Origin of the sequence: Pseudomonas sp. A6, from assembly GCF_052367875.1 — a bacterium.
GTDB classification, from domain to species: domain Bacteria; phylum Pseudomonadota; class Gammaproteobacteria; order Pseudomonadales; family Pseudomonadaceae; genus Pseudomonas; species Pseudomonas citronellolis.
Window position 1 is genome coordinate 3,655,276 of record NZ_CP198970.1, and the last position, 17,033, is coordinate 3,672,308.

The window sequence follows — 17,033 nt, forward strand, 5'->3', positions numbered from 1 at the left end:
AACATATAACCGGGGTGCCAATGGCACCCCTTTCTTTTTCAGCCTTACTTGCAGTTCGGAATAAAACCATTCGGCACGCGCGATGACGATTGTCATGCGCCCGCTATTATCTGGTAGTCTCGAACGCCCAACCGTGATGGTAGTTGCCAAGCAAAATGACAGAAGAACTCCCCAATCCCCAGGCAGTCGACAGTCCGATCACCAGTAGCGCGATCTTTCTCGTGATGACGCTGCTTTCCGGCGAGGAAAACCGCGATGCCGTGCGCGCACTGTGCGGGGATATCGCCGCCCTGGTGCGTTCGGTCGGCAAGCGGGCGCCGGCGGGCAATCTTTCCTGCGTCGTCGGCTTCGGCTCCGAGGCCTGGGACAGGCTGTTCGGCGCGCCTCGCCCGGCGGCGTTGCACACCTTCCGCGAAGTGGGTTCCGGCGAGCGCGTGGCCGTTTCCACGCCGGGCGACATCCTGCTGCACATCCGCGCGGACCAGATGGACCTGTGCTTCGAACTGGCGACCCAGGTGGTCACCCGGCTGGGCAAGGCGGTGGAAGTGGTCGACGAAGTCCAGGGCTTCCGCTACTTCGACATGCGCAGCATGGTCGGCTTCGTCGACGGCACCGAGAATCCTGCGGGCCGCGAGGCGGCCCATTTCACCCTGATCGGCGACGAAGACCCCGGCTTCGCCGGCGGCAGCTACGTCATCGTGCAGAAGTACCTGCACGACATGGCCGGCTGGAACCGGCTGTCCATCGAGGCCCAGGAGCGCATCATCGGGCGCACCAAGCTGTCCGACATCGAGCTGGACGAATCGGTCAAGCCGAGCTGCTCGCACAGCTCCCTCACCACCCTGGTCAAGGACGGCAAGGAAGTGAAGATCCTGCGCGACAACATGCCTTTCGGCCGGCCGGGGGCAGGGGAGTTCGGCACCTATTTCATCGGCTATGCCCGCTCGCCCGAGCCCATCGAGGAAATGCTGCAGAACATGTTCGTCGGGCGCCCGGCGGGCAACTACGACCGCTTGCTGGATTACAGCCGCGCGGTGACCGGCAGCCTGTTCTTCGTTCCCTCCGCCGACCTGCTGGAGCAACTCGCCGAATAACTTCCCGTGTTCGAGCGGTTTTCCCGGTAACTTCCCTGGACTATTGCGGCGACTCACTTCGCCGCAATAGTTTTCCAGGGAATCCGAAGTTGCTCCGGCATGTTCCGCTGAGCTTCCTTCGTTTCATTGTTTTGTAGCTATAGCGTCGCTGCTTATCATCTTTCGTTGTTTGGCTATCGTCGATTTCGTCTGGCGCTCTTCCACTTCCCGGACTATGGTGAACGGACGGTGTAATAACCGTTCCGGCTTTTCGAGTTTTCCTGTCTCTTTCGTTTCGAAAAAACAGTGCATGCCAAGTCTCCGGGTTCGTTATTGAACTCATCCATGGCTATGCGCTGCTGGAGATGCGGCCGCTCGATTACAAGCGCCCACTTGTTGCGTGGAGAAAGTTCATCATGGCGACTCTCTGTGAAATCTGTAATGCGCGACCCGCCGTTGCCCGCGTGACCGTCGTACAGAATGGCGAGCGCAAGTCGATGTCGATCTGCGACCACGACTACCGTCAGTTGATGCGGCACCAGAGCATGCTCAATCCGTTCGACTCGCTGCTGGGGGGCGGCGGGCTTTCACGCTTCTTCGACAGGTTCGGCGGCGCGGGCGAGGAGGGCGATGGTTTCGGCATGGCCGCCGAAGTGCCCCGCGAGTCGGTCGACGCCACCGATGCCTTCAGCGCCCAGACCCTGGAGATTCTCCAGCGCGCCGCGGAAAAGGCCCACGAGCTCAGGCGCAACGAACTGGATACCGAGCACCTGCTGTACGTGCTGGCCGACACCGACGTGGTGAGCGCCCTGCTCAAGGAACTGAAGCTGTCGCCGGAGGACATCAAGGGCTACATCGACCAGCATGCGCAGACCGGCAACGCCTCCGCCGACGCGCCGGTGGACCGCATGACCATCTCGCCGCGCCTGAAGAAGGCCTTCCAGCTGGCCTTCCAGGCCTCGCGGGACCTGGGGCATTCCTACGTCGGCCCGGAGCACCTGCTGATCGGCCTGGCCTCGGTGCCCGAGAGCCTGGCCGGCACGCTGCTGAAGAAGTACGGCGTGACCCCCGAGACGCTGCGCCAGAAGGTGGTCAAGATCGTCGGCAAGGGCGCCGAAGACGGCCGCGTGGATACCCCCAGCGGCACGCCGACGCTGGACAAGTTCGGCCGTGACCTCACCCAGCTGGCGCGCCAGGGCAAGCTGGACCCGGTGCTGGGGCGGGCCCAGGAGATCGAGAACGCCATCGAGGTGCTGGCCCGGCGCAAGAAGAACAACCCGGTGCTGATCGGCGAGCCCGGCGTCGGCAAGACGGCGATCGTCGAAGGGCTGGCCCAGCGCATCGTCAACGGCGACGTGCCGGAAGTGCTGCGCGGCAAGCGCCTGGTGGAGGTGAACTTGAACTCGATGGTCGCCGGCGCCAAGTACCGCGGCGAGTTCGAGGAACGGGCCAAGCAGCTGATCGACGAAGTCACGGCCAAGCACGACGAGCTGGTGCTGTTCATCGACGAGCTGCACACCATCGTCGGCGCCGGGCAGGGCGGCGAGGAGGGCGGGCTGGACATCGCCAACGTGCTCAAGCCGGCCCTGGCCCGCGGCGAGCTGAGCCTGATCGGCGCCACCACGCTCAACGAGTACCAGAAGTACATCGAGAAGGACGCCGCGCTGGAACGCCGCTTCCAGCCGGTGTTCGTCCCCGAGCCGACGGTGGAGCAGACCATCGTCATCCTCCGGGGCCTGCGCGACAAGCTCGAGGCCCACCACCAGGTGACCTTCGCCGACGATGCCTTCGTCGCCGCCGCGGAACTCGCCGACCGCTACATCACCAACCGCTTCCTGCCGGACAAGGCCATCGACCTGATCGACCAGGCCGCCGCCCGCGTGCGCATCGGCGCCACCTCGCGGCCGGCAGACATCCAGGAGCTGGAGGCGGAGATCGCCCAGCTCAAGCGCGAGCAGGACTACGCGACCTCGCGCAAGCGCTTCGACGAGGCGAAGAGCTTCGAGGAGCTGATCGGCGAGAAACAGACGCAGCTGGAGGAACGCTCCGAGGCCTGGGAACGCAAGACCGGTTCCGAGACCCTGGAGGTCACCACCTCGTCCATCGCCGAGGTGGTCTCGCGGCTGACCGGCATCCCGGTGGCGGAGCTGACCCAGGAAGAACGCCAGAAGCTGCTGAAGATGGAAGAGACGCTGCGCGAGCGGCTGATCGGCCAGGAGCACGCGGTGGTGGCGGTCAGCGATGCGGTGCGCCTGTCCCGCGCGGGCCTCGGCCAGGCCCACCGGCCCATCGCCACCTTCCTGTTCCTCGGCCCGACCGGGGTGGGCAAGACCGAGCTGGCCAAGGCGCTGGCGGAGAGCGTGTTCGGCGACGAGCAGGCGATCATCCGCATCGACATGTCCGAGTACATGGAGCGCCATGCCGTGGCCAGGCTGATCGGCGCGCCGCCGGGCTACGTCGGCTACGACGAGGGCGGCCAGCTGACCGAGCGCGTGCGCCGGCGGCCGTACAGCGTGATCCTGCTGGACGAGATCGAGAAGGCCCACCCCGACGTCAACAACGTGCTGCTGCAGGTCTTCGACGACGGTCGGCTCACCGACGGCAAGGGCCGGGTGGTGGACTTCAGCAACACCATCATCATCGCCACCAGCAACCTCGGCGCCTCGATCATCATGGACAACCTCGAACGCCCCGAGGCCGAGCGCATGGACGACAAGGCGCTGCGCGACGAGCTGATGGGCGTGCTCAAGGGACACTTCCGTCCGGAGTTCCTCAACCGCGTCGACGACATCATCGTGTTCCATGCGCTGTCCCGCGACGACATCCGCGCCATCGTCCGCATCCAGCTGCAGCGGGTAGTGCGCACGGCCGCCGCGCAGGACATCACCCTGACGGTCGATGAGTCCCTGGTCGATCACCTGGTCGACGTGGGCTACCAGCCCGAGTTCGGCGCCCGCGAGCTGAAGCGGCAGATACGCCAGGAAGTGGAGACGCGCCTGGCGCGGGAAATCCTCGGGGACAAGGTGGTTTCCGGGGACAGCATCGCCCTGGGCTACGACAAGGAGGCCGGCAAGGTGACGCTGGAGAAGGGCGGCGCCCAGCCCCCGGCGGCTGAGCCGCCCGCGCCGCCGGCCGACGCGGAGCAGACCGGAACCTGAAGACGGGCGGACGGGTAGCGTTCACCCCGGGCGCTACCCGTGCCCTCACCAGCGCGCGGCGGCCTGGCTGTCCGTCTCGCGGGCCGCCACCCATTGCCAGCCGTGGGGCGTGCGTTCGCGCTTCCAGAACGGGGCGCGGGTCTTCAACTGGTCCATGATGTATTCGCAGGCTTCGAAGGCGTCCCGCCGGTGCCGGCTGGTGACGCCGACGAAGACGATCGGCTCGGCCGCCGCGAGGGCGCCGACGCGGTGCAGCACTTCGAGGTCGAGCAGCGCCCAGCGCTCCCGCGCCGCCGCGGCGATCTGCTCCAGGCTCCTTTGCGTCATGCCCGGGTAGTGCTCCAGGAACAGCTCGCTGACTTCGGCGCCGCCGTCCAGGTCGCGCACGTAGCCGACGAAGCTCACCAGGGCGCCGGCGCCGCCGGAGCGCCCGCGCAGCCGCTCGATGAGTTCACCGGCATCGAAGCCCTGCTGTTGCACGCAGATGCTCATTCAGCCTCCCGTCACCGGCGGGAAGAACGCCACTTCGTCGCCATCGGCGAGGGGCTCGTCCAGGCTGCATAACTCCTGGTTGCGCGCGCACATCAGGTTGCCCTGGCTGAACACCTCGGCCCAGGCGCCGCCGCGGCTGGCCAGGTGGTCGCGGAGGTCGCCCAGCGTGGCCAGGGCCGGCTGCCAGGGCAGGGGCTCGCCCTCGCTGCCGAGCAGTTCGCGGTAGCGGGCGAAGTACTGCAGGCGGATCATCGCGCGTCCTCCACCTGGTACAGGCCCGAGCGGCCGCCGGCCTTGCGCAGCAGCCGCACCCAGTCGATCTGCATGCCGCGGTCGATCGCCTTGCACATGTCGTAGAGCGTCAGGGCCGCGACGCTGGCCGCCGTCAGGGCTTCCATCTCCACGCCCGTCGCGCCTTTCAGGCGGCAGCTCGCGACGATGCGCACCGAGTCCGGCAACACCGGCTTGAGCTCGACGCTGACCGCGCTGAGCAGCAGCGGGTGGCACAGCGGGATGAGTTCATGGGTGCGCTTGGCCGCCATGATCCCGGCGATCCGCGCGGTGGCGAAGACATCGCCCTTGGGGTGGCCCTGTTCGAGGATCAGGTCGAGGGTTTCAGGTTTCATCCTGATCCAGGCTTCGGCCACGGCTTCGCGCTGGCTGTCCTGCTTCGCGGTGACGTCGACCATGCGGGCATGGCCGCGATTGTCCAGGTGGGTCAGCGTCGCCGCCGACTCATGGGCTTGGTTCATCGGGACTCCGGGGCGCGCGGGTCAGGGCGCCGGGCTGTAGAGCCTGGGCAGGCTGTGGTGGGGAAGGTGGATGAGGTTGAGCTGGTTGCGGCGCGCCCATTCCACGGTCAGGGCGGTGGGCGCCGAGAGGCTGACCAGGGTGCCGATGCGCGCCCGCACCGCCTTGTGAATGAGTTCCAGGCTGCAGCGGCTGGTGACGACGACGAAGCCCTCGGCGGGTTCGAAGCGCGCCTGGGCCATGGCGCCGATCAGCTTGTCCAGGGCGTTGTGCCGGCCGATGTCCTCGCGGCACAGGCGCACCTCGCCCTGGGCGTCGAGGTACAGGGCGGCGTGCAGGGCGCCGCTGTCGCGGGCGACCGTCTGGGCGGCGTTGATGCGCTCGCGCAGGCCCTCCAGCAGGCGCGCTTCCGGCAGCGGCGCGAGGCGCAGCGGGGTCAGCGCCGGCAGCGCCTGGTCCAGCGCCTCGACCCCGCAGATGCCGCAGCCGCTGGTGCCGGCCAGTTGCCGGCGGTGGCCCTTCAGCGCCCAGAAGGCGCGGTTGGTTATTTCGACCTGGGCCAGGTACGACTCGCCGGAACCGGTGATTTTTATATCGCGGATTTCATCCAGGGAAGTGACGATTTCATTGGTCAGGCTGAAACCCCTGACGAAGTCTTCCATATTACCCGGCGATATCATCATCACCGCCTGGTTGATGCCGTTATAACTGATGGCCAATGCCGTTTCCCGGGCAAGTACGGCCTCGCCGATTATCCAGTTCTCGCCCAACTCGACATAACTATAGGTTTGCGCGGGCGCGGGCGGCGCATTGATATCGGATATATCGGTTCGAGCTTCGTCGATCAGCTCCATCACGGCACCTTGTGTCTTGTTGCCTGCTTTCAGGTTACGCAGGCGATCAAATAACGTCCAATCGCTTGTTCCGATCCGTCAATAAGACTCCTCTATGACGGAAACAACGCATTCGATGCAGGCCGGAAGTTGCTTTCACGGCCGGGTTTCGATGGCGCCGCTCTGCGCCGCCAGCAGCACTTCGGGGCTGTTCAGGTTCTGCAGGCGCAGGTCCTGGCAGGAGCACGGCAGGCCCTTGGCCCGGGCGGCCAGGAGCAGCCGCAGCAGGCTTCGCTCGCCCGCCGCCCAGGCCGCCTCCAGGGTCGGCAACAGGGCCTTGGGCAGCAGGCTGAACATCGGCTGCCATTGGCTGCCCTGGCGCAGCATCAGCGGGTAGCCGAGGCCCTTGCCGAGGTGCGCCAGCATGGCGCGGACGAGCGCCTGGTCGACCAGCGGCGCATCGCAGGGCAGCACCAGCATCCACGCGTGCCTGGCCTGTTCCAGGCCCGCGATCACACCCGCCAGGGGGCCCGGATAGCCGTCGACCGAATCGCTCACGCAGCGGTCCGAATAGGTCGCGTAGACAGCCTGGTTGCGGTTGCAGGAAATGATCAGGTCGTCGGTCAGTTCGCGCACCACGGCATGGATATGCGCGATGAACGGCTTGCCGCGGAAGAGCATCAGTCCCTTGTCCTTTCCTCCCATTCTCTGGCCTTTTCCACCGGCGAGCAGAAGTATGGAACAGGGTATTTCGATAGTGCTCATGCTCGTTGTATCCGAAGGCTCGGAATCGAAGGCGGAAAACTACAGAACTTGCAGCGGATGCGTCCAATTGCAAATGCTTACCGGAAGATAGATGCGCCTTATCGGGAACACTCTTCTTGTCGATAGAAGACTCCGATCGGAGGGTTTGCCATATCGATTGGACGACGCCGGTCTTTGTCTCTAGTTTCCACGGAAACTTCCAACTGGAGCGATGCCCCGTGAGTGTCAAACCGAATACGGAATTCATTCCGCTGAACATCGCGGTATTGACCGTCAGCGATACGCGAACTTTCGAAAACGATACGTCGGGCGAGTTGCTGGCGAGCCGCTGCGTCGAGATCGGCCACCGCCTGGTGGCGCGCGTGCTGCTCAAGGACGACCTCTACCGGATACGCGCGCAGGTCGCCGCCTGGATCGCCGACGATGACGTGCAGGTGGTGCTGATCACCGGCGGCACCGGCTTCACCGGCCGCGACAGCACTCCGGAGGCCGTCGCCTGCCTGCTGGACAAGCAGGTCGAGGGCTTCGGCGAGCTGTTCCGCGCGCTGTCGATCCTCGACATCGGCAGCTCCACCGTGCAGTCCCGCGCCCTGGCCGGCCTGGCCAACGGCACCCTGGTGTGCTGCCTGCCGGGCTCCACCGGGGCCTGCCGGACGGCCTGGGAGGGCATCCTGGTCGAGCAGCTCGATTCGCGGCACCGCCCCTGCAACTTCGTCGCGCACCTCAAGCCCGGCAACGCCTGCGGGCCGCGCCAATGAAGGGCGCGGCGCTGATGCCGGTCGACGAGGCCCTGGGCCGCCTGCTCGACCTGGCGCAAGGCTCGCCCATCGCCGATATCGAGGAACTGGCGCTGGCCCTGGCCGATGGCCGCGTGCTGGCGCGCGACCTGTTCGCGCGGACCGACTCGCCGCCCTGGGCCAACAGCGCCATGGATGGCTATGCCTTCAGGCTTGCGGACCTGGACGGGCGGGCGCTGCGCATCTCCCAGACGATCTTCGCCGGCCAGGCGCCGGCGCCGCTGGAGCCCGGCACCTGCGCGCGCATCTACACGGGCGCGCCGCTGCCGGAAGGGGCCGACTGCGTGCAGATCCAGGAGAACTGCAGGCTGCTCGACGACCAGCGGGTGCTGATCGAAGGCCAGCCGCGGGCCGGCGCCAACGTTCGGCCGCGGGCGGACGAGATCGCCGCCGGCGAACCTCTGCTCGAAGCCGGCCGGGTATTGGGGCCGGTATCCCTGGGGGTTCTGGCTTCCCAGGGCTATGAGCGCGCGCCGGTCGTGCGGCGCCCCCGGGTCGCGCTGCTTTCCACCGGCGATGAACTGGTCGCCGCGGGCCAGGCGCTGGCGCCCGGGCAAATCTACGACAGCAACCGCACGCTGCTGCGGGCGCTGCTCCAGCGCCTGGGTTGCGAGGTCGTGGAGCTGGGCCGCGTGGGAGACGACCCCGAGGCGATCCGCGCGGCCCTCGACGCCGGCCGCGCGAACGACCTGATCCTCAGTTCCGGCGGCGTCTCGGTGGGCGAGGCCGATTTCATCGGCCAGCTCCTGCGCGAGCAGGGCGAGGTGCTGCTCTGGAAGCTGGCCATCAAACCGGGCAAGCCGTTCACCTTCGGCCAACTGGACGCAACGCCCTTCATCGGGCTACCGGGGAACCCCGGCTCGTCCCTGGTGACCTTCCTGCTGCTGGTGCGGCCCTACCTGCTGCGGCGGATGGGCGTGGCCGCGGTCCGGCCCAGGCGCTACCCGCTGCCGGCGGGCTTCGACTGGCCTTCGGCGGGTACCCGCCAGGAATACCTGCGGGTGCGCATCGAGAACGGTGTCGCCCTGCTGCTGCCGGGGCAGAGCTCCGGCACCCTGCTGAGCGCGGCAGTGGCCGACGGCCTGCTGGAAGTCCCGGCAGGCAGGACTTTCGCGGCGGGGGAATGGCTGGACTTCCTGCCGTTCGACGGGCTCTGGGGCGCGGCGAATGACGCGCGCTGAGCATTACATCGTCATCGGCGACAACGCCCTGGCCTACAACGCCTGGCGGGAACTGAACGCAAGGGGCCAGGCCGCGATCCGCCTGCTGCCCAGCCGAACCTCGACGGCAGCCCCGGACGCCGTGCTGGGCGATCCTCAGGACGTGGAAGTGCTCCGGCGGGCGGGCGCGGAGAGAGCGGTGGCCATACTGGCGATGCTCGACGACGATTCGCACAACCTGGCCGTGCTGCGGGCATTGCAGGCGCTCGCCTGCAGTGCGCTCACGGTGGTGACGGTCAATGACTCGCGGAACCTTCCGCGTATCCGCCAGCTGCGGCCCGGCGCTGTCATAGCGCCGGTGATGGAGGATGGGGGAGTGGCTGCGCGGGTCGTTCAGGGTGGGCAGATACCTTTGGACCTGCTGCCGCACTGTGTGCTCCAGCAAGAGGGTGTTGCTGGCGAGCACGGCTTCTCGTAGGAGCGAGCTTGCTCGCGAACAAATACGGTGCCATGCGGTTCGCGAGCAAGCTCGCTCCTACGAAGAGCATCCTGGCGCGGCCCGGTGGCTTTTGGGCTTTGGGTTGGCTCCGCTCCCTCTCCCTGAAGGGAGAGGGAGCTTGTCCGTGCCGGCGGACAGCAATGGTTTCAACCTGAACCGTCATCTCCGGCTGACGCCGAAACATCCACTCACTCCGAACGGTCCCCTCTCCCTTCAGGGAGAGGGTTAGGGAGAGGGGCTCTTGGCTCTTGACTCCAACAGCCCCCAACCTGACCTAGAACAACGGCAACGTATAACTCACGATCAACCGGTTCTCATCCTGATCCCGCTGCGTCGCCGTGCCCGAGCCGCTGACCGGCAGGCCGCTGCGCATGGTGGCGTTCTTCCAGGCCAGGCCCAGGCCCTTGAAGGTGCCCTCGGGGACCACGTAGCCCACCGCGATGTCGCGTTCCCACTCGCCCTGGTCGCCGCGGCCGGTCCTGATGTCGTCGGCGTTGAGGTAGAGCACGCTGAAGGTCAGGCCCGGCACGCCGAGCTTGGCGAAGTCGTAGGCGTAGCGGCCGATCCAGGTGCGCTCGCCGGCGTGGTTGAACTTCAGCAGCTGGGCGTCGGTGTGCAGGTAGGTGCTGGTACCTTCGCCGTCGCCGCGGTTCAGGTAGGGGAAGTCGCTGTCGCCGGTGAGCACCTGGTAGCCGGCGCCGATGCTGTGGCCGGCGAGGCTGTAGGTGAGCAGGCCGCTGTAGACGTTGTTGTCCACCTCGCCCTTGGTCACGCCGCTGCCGTAGTAGCCGCTGCTGACGTAGCCGTCGGCGCGCCCGGAGGTGCTGCCGTTCTTGCCGTCGGAATCGCTGATGAACACCCGCAGGTCGGTCTTCAGGGTGCCCGGGCCGACCGCCCAGTTGTGCGTCAGGCCGAGGAAGTGCTGCTGGTAGAAGTCGGTCAGTTGGCCGTAGTAGTACTGCAGCGTCAGGTCCTTGGTGGCCTTGTAGTCGCCGCCGGCGAAGTAGAACTTGTTGCTGTCGCGGGAGCTGGCGCTGCTGCCGTTGGCGCCGGCGATGGACATGCTGCGCCAGTCGGTGGAGTTGCGGCCCTTGGTGTGGGTCAGCTGGCCGCCGATCAGGGTCAGGTCCTTGAACTCGTTGGAGGTGACCTGGCCGCCCTCGTAGGTCATCGGCAGCAGGCGCGCGTCGTTGTAGACCACCACCGGCAGCTTGGGCTGCAGGGTGCCGTAGCGGAACTCGGTCTTCGACACTTTCGCCTTGGCGGTCAGGCCCAGGCTGCTGAATTCGTCCACCGCGCTGCCGTCGCTCTCCAGCGGGAAGATGGTGCCGGGCTGGCGGTCGATGCCGCTCTTGCCGGACCGGCCGCCGCCGTCCAGGCGCAGGCCGAGCAGGCCCAGGGCGTCGACGCCGAAGCCGACGGTGCCCTCGGTGAAGCCGGAGGCATAGTTGAGCATGAAGCCCTGGCCCCATTCTTCCTGCTTGCTGGGCGAGGCGGGGCCGTTGCGGTTGTCGGTGTTGATGTAGAAGTTGCGCAGGCCGAGGCTGGCCTTGCTGTCCTCGATGAACCCGCCGGCGCTGGCCTGCTGGGCGAGGACGCCCGCGGCGATCGCCAGGGTGAGGGTGGATCGCTTCATATGAATGCTCCTGATAACGGTTCGAGTGTCGCGCCTGACTCCGAGCAGAAAGTGTTTTATTCCGTTATTTACTTTTTTATATAGCGATACTTGTAAAAAACGCCATGAATATGGCGTTGATAGAAAACAAGGGCGCTTCTTCTTGCTACGTAAGGCGCTGGCTATGACGCCAAACTGCAAGGGAAGTGTCAAGCGATATTTGATTTTCCTGGAGAATGAAAGGCGAAGTGCATTGGCGGATACTCGGGATCGATCTTGCAAGATATGGACTTTCCTGATTGGGCAAGTACCGGCTTATTGTTTTTCGAAAAGCGCCGCACCCAGTGGAAGTTCCAACTATGCAGTTCAGCGAATGCCCGGGCGCCGAGGGCTGCGGCGTCAACCGGCCCTCGGTGGAAGTTTCAGGTGAATCTTTCTGGGATGTTCTCTTTCATTCCCGGGCGAAACATTCGAACTTGCAGGTAACGCTCATCAGGAAGGGGACGGATAGTTCGAATATTTCATCAGCGCCGGAATACCACTGCGGGCGTTGGCGGTCGCGGCCAGTTGGCGTTCTTCGGCGCTCGCGTATTCCCGGTCCCAGGCCAGCACCTTGGGCGTCATCAACTTGTGCCAGAGCGGCGGGAGCATGGCGACGATGATGGTGGTCAGGTAGCCGCCGACCATCATCGGCGCGTCGGGGAAGGGCTTCAGGTCCTGGTAGGGCACCTCGCCCTGGGTGTGGTGGTGGGAGTGGCGGGTCAGGTTGAACATGGTCCAGGAGCTGATGCGCTTGTTGGTGTTCCAGGAATGCCGCGGCTGCACGGGGGTGGCCGGGTTGCGCACCATGCCGTAGTGCTCCATGTAGTTGACGATCTCCAGCAGGGCCTTGCCCCACAGCGCGCAGGCGATGAAGAACAGCGCGGCGGGCCACTGGCCGATGGCGTAGGCCGCGGCCACCAGCAGCAGGCTCATGCCGTGCCCGCGCAGCACCGCGTTGCGCCAGCCGAGCAGCCAGTAGCCCTTGCGCGCCAGGCGCTGCTTCTCGATGTGCCAGGCGCTGAGGTTGCCGCGCAGGGTCGAGATCAGCACGTGGGCGTAGACGTTGCGCCCGCGCGGCGCGGTGGCCGGGTCCTCGGTGGTGGAGACGTAGCGGTGGTGGCCGTAGACGTGCTCGATGGAGAAGGTGGTGTCGAAGCTGAACGCCAGCAGCCAGCGGCCGATGAGCACGGAGACCGGGTCCCAGGTGCGGTGCGTCAGCTCATGGGCGGTGATGGTGCCGATGGTGCCGATCATCAGGCCGGTGAGGACCCAGGCGCAGATGTGCTGGCCAAGGTTGGTGGCGTCCCGGGCGACGATCAGGTCGTAGCCCGTCGCCTGGCCCAGGGCGGCGCCGAAGCCGAGGAAGTCGCCGTCGCTGACGCCCCAGAGCGCCGCGAAGACGATGAAGCACAGCAGCGGCAGGGCCAGCCACAGCTGGAAGGTGAGGATGCCCGGGTGATGGAACTCGGGCGTGCTGGTGTCGTCGCCGCAGACCAGGTCGCCGACCACGTAGAGCGTCAGCACGGCGGCCAGGCCGTAGGCGATCCAGGGGCCGCCGGCGAGCAGGGCGGCGGCCGAGCACAGGCCGACGGCGTGGAACAGGAAGTACTTGAGGTAGTGCAGCGCGTTCATGGGCATCTGTCTCTCTTGTTATTGGGCTTCGGGTTACAGGCTTGCGGGTTGCGTGGCTGCGCTTTCCGCGGCGGCATGGGGAGCCTGTTGCAGCGTGAAGCGGTCGGCATGGATGTTTTCGCGGGCCACGCCATGCCGTTGCAGCAGGGCGCTGGCGCTGTCGATCATCCCCGGCGGCCCGCACAGGTAGGCGTGGCTGCCGGCCTGCAGCAGCACCGGTATCTGTTCGCTGACCAGGCCCCGCGCGCCCTCCCAGGCGGCGTGGCGGTCCGCTTCGGAAAGCACCGGGACGAAGTGAAAGGCCCCGGGCCACTGCCGGGCGAGCGCCTGGATTTCCTCCAGGGCGTAGAGGTCGTGCTCCTGCCGGGCGCCGAACAGCAGGGTGACCGGGCGCCGCACGTTGCCGGCCAGCGCGTCCTGGAGGATGGCCAGCAGCGGGGCCAGGCCGCTGCCGCCGGCCACCAGCAGCAGCGGGGCGTCGGCCGGGCGCAGGTGGAACTGGCCCAGCGGGCCCTTGAGGCTCGCGCCCTGGCCGACCAGCGAGTGGCTATCGACCAGCGTGGTGAGCCGGCCGCCGGGCACCTTGCGGATGAAGAAGCTGACCTTGGCATCGGCCCGCGGAGGCGAGGCGAAGGAGAAGCTCCGGGCGTGATTGGGCAGGCAGTCGAGGCTGAGCTCGGCGTACTGCCCGGCCTGGTAGGGCAGGCCCGTTTCGAGCTGGAGGGTCAGGCGGGTGATGTCGTGGGTGAGGCGCTCCTGCGCCACTACCTTGCCGCGGACCTGGCGGGCCTCCTGCTGCGCGCTGTCGACCTCGATGCTCACGTCGCCGCGCGGCACGCTCTGGCAGGCCAGGATGTAGCCCTGGTCGAGTTCCTCGGCGCTGAGGATGTAGCCGGTCTCGGTCAGTTCCCTGACCTTGCCCTGCAGCAGCCGGCACTTGCAACTGGCGCAACCGCCGACGCGGCAGCTGTGGGGGAAGTCGATGCCGCTGCGCAAGGCGGCTTGCAGCAGGGTCTCGCCGGGCTCGACACGGATGCTGGCGCCGTTGATCGAGGCGTTTGCCGCACGGTTTCTGTTCAGGAAGGCAAACATGCGTCCTCCGTTCTAATCGTTGTGGGTCGGGACGCTTCAATGCTAGGGACGGCGGCGGGCGGCGGAGAGGTTCCCGATTGACATTCCAGGGGTCATTTGTTGACATCTTCGCGCCCCCCGGAACCCTGTGAGGTCGAGCCCTTGTCGGACTTCGTATTGCCAATGCCCTACCTGCGACAGATCGCCGAGCAGCTGCGGGCCATGCAGAAGGACGCGCAGGCCTGGTTCGCCCGCAGCGGCCTGGACGAGCGCCAGCTCGACGAGCCGGGCTTCCAGCTCGGTTTCCCGCAGTTCCAGCAACTGCTGCGCGACGCCATCGCGCTGACGGCGGAACCGGCGCTGGGGCTGCTGATCGGCGAGCGCCTGGTGGTCAACACCCACGGCATCCTCGGTTATGCGGCGATGCAGAGCGGCACCCTGCGCCAGGCCCTGGAGTTGCTGCAGCGCTACCTGGCGCTGCGCACCACGCTGTTCAGCCTGAGCTACGAATGCGATGAGCGGGCAGGGCAGGTACAGGTGCGCTTCCAGCCCGGCTATGCCCTGGGCGACATCGAGCGCACGGTGCTGGAGGCAGTGATGCTGGCGGTCAGCAACATCTTCGCGGCGATGACCCTCGGCAGTTGCCCGCTGCTCCAGGTCAGGCTGCCGTTCGCGGAGCAGCCCTACGCCGCGCTGGCCGAGGAGCTGTTCCGCTGCCCGGTGGCCTACGGGCAGCCCTGGGCCGGCTTCAGCCTGGACCTGGCGGTGATCGACCAGCCGCTGAAGCTGGCCGACCCCGCGGCCTTCCGCGAGGCCGAAGCCATATGCCGGCGGGAGCTGGAGCGGCTGGGCGAAACCGCCTCCATGGGCGCCCGGGTGCGGCGCGCCATGCTGGAGAAGCACAACGGCTTCCCCAGCCTGAAGGTCACCGCGCGCCTGTTCCACATGACGCCGCGCACCCTGCACCGCCACCTGCTGGCGGAGGGGACGTCATTCAAGCTGATCCTCGAGGACGTGCGCCGCACCCTGGCCATCGAGCACCTGAAGGCCGGCCACCTGAGCATCGAGGAAATCGCCTACACCCTGGGCTACACCGACCTGGCCAACTTCCGCCGCGCCTTCAAGCGCTGGGAGGGCATGCCGCCCTCGGCGTACCGAGCCAGCCTCGGCGCTCAGCTGAGGACGTAGTCCACCGGCTGCAGGGGCGGCGGCAGGTCCTTGCAGCCCAGGGCGCCGAGGATGTCGCGCTCGATGACGCGGACCATGGCGTCGGTGGGCAGGTCGTTCTCTTCGCGGCCGAAGGGGTCTTCCAGCTCGTTGCTGATGGCGTCCAGGCCGAAGAAGGTGTAGCTGACGATGGTGGTGAAGATGGGCGCCATCCAGCCCAGCGGCTCGGCCATGGCGAAGGGCAGCAGGATGCAGAAGATGTAGATGGTGCGGTGCAGCAGCAGGGTGTAGGGGAAGGGGATGGGCGTCGCCTTGATCCGCTCGCACACGCCCTGGGCATCGGTGAAGGCGGCCAGGCGCTGCTCCAGCGTCACGTAGCGCCATTCGCTGATGCGTTTTTCTTCGGCCAGCTGCGAGCAGACGCTGCCGATGTGCTGGAGGATGCCGTCGGTGACGTTGTGCGCGGCGATCGGCGTGTCGCTGGCGAGCCAGGGGCGGGCGGCCTTCAGCTCGTCCTCGTTGCGCAGCCGCGCGTTGAGCGCGTGGGCGTAGCCGCAGAGCGCGCGCAGCAGGCGTTCGCGCAGGGCGGCGTCGGTGATGGCGACGCTCTCGCGGATGAACGAGCGCATGTCGATGATCACCTTGCCCCAGGTCTTGCGGCCTTCCCACCAGCGGTCGTAGCAGGCGTTGTTGCGGAAGCTCATGAAGATCGACAGCGACAGGCCCAGCAGGGTGAAGGGCGTGGCGTTGACCCGCGCGAAGAACGCCGGGTGGTGTTCCTCCACCAGCACGATCAGCGCCGCCAGGATGGTGACCATCAGGCTGCGGAAGGCGATGCGCTTGGCGATGGAGCCCTTGAGCGTGAACAGCACGCGCAGCATGTCGGGTTGCGGTTGGACGATCATGGCGATTCCAGGTGGGCGGCTAGCCGCCGGTCATGTTCATGAAGCGCAGGATCTGCACTTCGCCGCCGACCTCGAAATGGTGGCGCTGGGGCTTGAGCCGCATGGCCTGGCGGATCGCCTTGTCCAGCCGCTCGGCGTCGCCGGGGTGGGCGCGCAGCACCTGCTTGAGGTCGGCCGAATGCTCGTTGCCCAGGCACAGCAGCAGGCGGCCCTCGACGGTCAGGCGCACGCGGTTGCAGCTGCCGCAGAAGTTGTGGCTGTGCGGTGAGATGAAACCGATGCGGATTTCCGGCGCCTCGGCCAGGCGGCAGTAGCGCGACGGGCCCTGGGTGGATTCGGCGGATTCGATGAGGGTGAACCGCTCGCCGATGCGCTGGCGCACCTCGTCGCTGGAACAGTAGGACTCGCCGCGCTGGTGCTCGCTGATCACGCCCAGGGGCATTTCCTCGATGAAGGAGATGTCCAGTTGGCGGTCGATGGCGAAGCGCACCAGGTCGACCACCTCGTGGTCGTTGCGGCCCTTGAGCACCACGCAGTTGAGCTTGGTGTGGCGGAAACCGGCGCGGCGCGCGGCGTCGATGCCGGCGATCACCTGCTGCAGGTCGCCGGTGCGGGTGAGCGCCTTGAAGCGCTGCGCATCCAGGCTGTCGAGACTGATGTTCAGCCGCGCCAGGCCGGCGTCGTGCAGCGGCTGCGCCAGGCGCTGGAGCTGCGAGCCGTTGCTGGTCATGCACAGCTCGCGCAGGCCGGGCAGGGCGGCGATGCGCGCGCACAGCTCGACGATGCCCTGGCGCACCAGGGGCTCGCCGCCGGTGAGGCGGATCTTGCGCGTGCCCAGGGCGACGAAGCGCTCCGCCACGCGGTACAGCTCGTCGAGGGTGAGGATGCGCTGGCGCGGCAGGAACTGCATGTTCTCGGCCATGCAGTACACGCAGCGGAAGTCGCAGCGGTCGGTCACCGACATGCGCAGGTAATCGATCTTCCGATTGAAACCGTCGATGAGTTCGCCAGTATTGTCATTCAATTCCGAGTTGCCTCTCGAAGTGATCGTTCATTGCTCTTTGCACGCAGGCG

The 17,033-nt window shown here is 66.8% G+C and carries 16 protein-coding genes; 6 read left to right on the forward strand and 10 right to left on the reverse strand.

The genetic code is table 11. The features are described from left to right. Window positions 1-155 precede the first annotated feature (155 nt). Complete coding sequence (locus ACTWJ5_RS16375) at window positions 156-1,094, forward strand: Dyp-type peroxidase (RefSeq protein WP_301500940.1); 939 nt, start codon at window positions 156-158, stop codon at window positions 1,092-1,094. 392 nt (window positions 1,095-1,486) lie between these two features. Next, window positions 1,487-4,231 (forward strand): AAA family ATPase, encoded by a 2,745-nt coding sequence (locus tag ACTWJ5_RS16380; RefSeq protein ID WP_436410219.1) that lies wholly within the window; start codon window positions 1,487-1,489, stop codon window positions 4,229-4,231. 45 nt (window positions 4,232-4,276) lie between these two features. Here ACTWJ5_RS16380 and ACTWJ5_RS16385 read toward each other — a convergent pair whose 3' ends face one another. The 5 genes from ACTWJ5_RS16385 to mobA form a co-directional block, all read right to left on the reverse strand. Continuing rightward, window positions 4,277-4,723: a molybdenum cofactor biosynthesis protein MoaE gene (locus ACTWJ5_RS16385; protein WP_043272851.1), complete on the reverse strand. Its 447-nt coding sequence runs from the start codon at window positions 4,721-4,723 to the stop codon at window positions 4,277-4,279. Beyond that, on the reverse strand, window positions 4,724-4,975 hold the full coding sequence (locus tag ACTWJ5_RS16390; protein ID WP_043272850.1) for a MoaD/ThiS family protein: 252 nt from the start codon (window positions 4,973-4,975) through the stop codon (window positions 4,724-4,726). Continuing rightward, window positions 4,972-5,475, reverse strand: a complete 504-nt coding sequence (moaC, locus tag ACTWJ5_RS16395; RefSeq protein ID WP_061561790.1) for a cyclic pyranopterin monophosphate synthase MoaC — start codon at window positions 5,473-5,475, stop codon at window positions 4,972-4,974. Before moaC ends, ACTWJ5_RS16390 begins: the two co-directional genes overlap by 4 nt. Window positions 5,476-5,496: 21 nt before the next feature. Beyond that, complete coding sequence (gene fdhD, locus ACTWJ5_RS16400; protein WP_444436075.1) at window positions 5,497-6,327, reverse strand: formate dehydrogenase accessory sulfurtransferase FdhD; 831 nt, start codon at window positions 6,325-6,327, stop codon at window positions 5,497-5,499. 135 nt (window positions 6,328-6,462) lie between these two features. Next, entirely contained in the window at window positions 6,463-7,071 is a 609-nt protein-coding gene (gene mobA / locus ACTWJ5_RS16405) for a molybdenum cofactor guanylyltransferase MobA (RefSeq protein ID WP_253412585.1), read from the reverse strand. 218 nt (window positions 7,072-7,289) lie between these two features. On the opposite strand from mobA, the gene moaB reads away from it, so the two are divergent. Genes moaB through ACTWJ5_RS16420 form a run of 3 tightly spaced genes read left to right on the forward strand, consistent with a single transcriptional unit; the run spans window position 7,290 to window position 9,506 of the window. Then, window positions 7,290-7,829: a molybdenum cofactor biosynthesis protein B gene (moaB, locus tag ACTWJ5_RS16410; protein ID WP_074980828.1), complete on the forward strand. Its 540-nt coding sequence runs from the start codon at window positions 7,290-7,292 to the stop codon at window positions 7,827-7,829. A gap of 14 nt (window positions 7,830-7,843) precedes the next feature. After that, window positions 7,844-9,049, forward strand: coding sequence for a molybdopterin molybdotransferase MoeA (locus ACTWJ5_RS16415; protein WP_116424571.1), 1,206 nt, complete (start codon window positions 7,844-7,846; stop codon window positions 9,047-9,049). Continuing rightward, a complete protein-coding gene (locus tag ACTWJ5_RS16420; RefSeq protein WP_074980826.1) occupies window positions 9,036-9,506 on the forward strand; it encodes an NAD-binding protein in 471 nt (156 codons plus the stop codon). The genes ACTWJ5_RS16415 and ACTWJ5_RS16420 overlap by 14 nt, the downstream gene beginning before the upstream one ends. A gap of 295 nt (window positions 9,507-9,801) precedes the next feature. Here ACTWJ5_RS16420 and ACTWJ5_RS16425 read toward each other — a convergent pair whose 3' ends face one another. The 3 genes from ACTWJ5_RS16425 to ACTWJ5_RS16435 all read right to left on the reverse strand — a co-directional run bounded on the left by ACTWJ5_RS16425 (window position 9,802) and on the right by ACTWJ5_RS16435 (window position 13,908). Further along, window positions 9,802-11,163 carry an OprD family porin gene (locus tag ACTWJ5_RS16425; RefSeq protein WP_301300544.1) on the reverse strand — a complete coding sequence of 454 codons (1,362 nt, stop codon included), beginning with the start codon at window positions 11,161-11,163 and terminating at the stop codon, window positions 9,802-9,804. 471 nt (window positions 11,164-11,634) lie between these two features. Further along, window positions 11,635-12,822 (reverse strand): alkane 1-monooxygenase, encoded by a 1,188-nt coding sequence (locus ACTWJ5_RS16430; RefSeq protein ID WP_444436076.1) that lies wholly within the window; start codon window positions 12,820-12,822, stop codon window positions 11,635-11,637. A gap of 27 nt (window positions 12,823-12,849) precedes the next feature. Next, window positions 12,850-13,908, reverse strand: coding sequence for a 2Fe-2S iron-sulfur cluster-binding protein (locus ACTWJ5_RS16435; RefSeq protein ID WP_249920079.1), 1,059 nt, complete (start codon window positions 13,906-13,908; stop codon window positions 12,850-12,852). A gap of 162 nt (window positions 13,909-14,070) precedes the next feature. Here ACTWJ5_RS16435 and ACTWJ5_RS16440 point away from each other — a divergent pair, with 162 nt between their 5' ends. Then, entirely contained in the window at window positions 14,071-15,075 is a 1,005-nt protein-coding gene (locus tag ACTWJ5_RS16440; protein ID WP_043272840.1) for an AraC family transcriptional regulator, read from the forward strand. Here ACTWJ5_RS16440 and ACTWJ5_RS16445 read toward each other — a convergent pair. Continuing rightward, entirely contained in the window at window positions 15,060-15,959 is a 900-nt protein-coding gene (locus ACTWJ5_RS16445; protein WP_074983886.1) for a bestrophin family protein, read from the reverse strand. The genes ACTWJ5_RS16440 and ACTWJ5_RS16445 overlap by 16 nt on opposite strands. 19 nt (window positions 15,960-15,978) lie before the next feature. After that, entirely contained in the window at window positions 15,979-16,923 is a 945-nt protein-coding gene (gene moaA, locus ACTWJ5_RS16450; RefSeq protein WP_256515365.1) for a GTP 3',8-cyclase MoaA, read from the reverse strand. Window positions 16,924-17,033 lie beyond the last annotated feature (110 nt).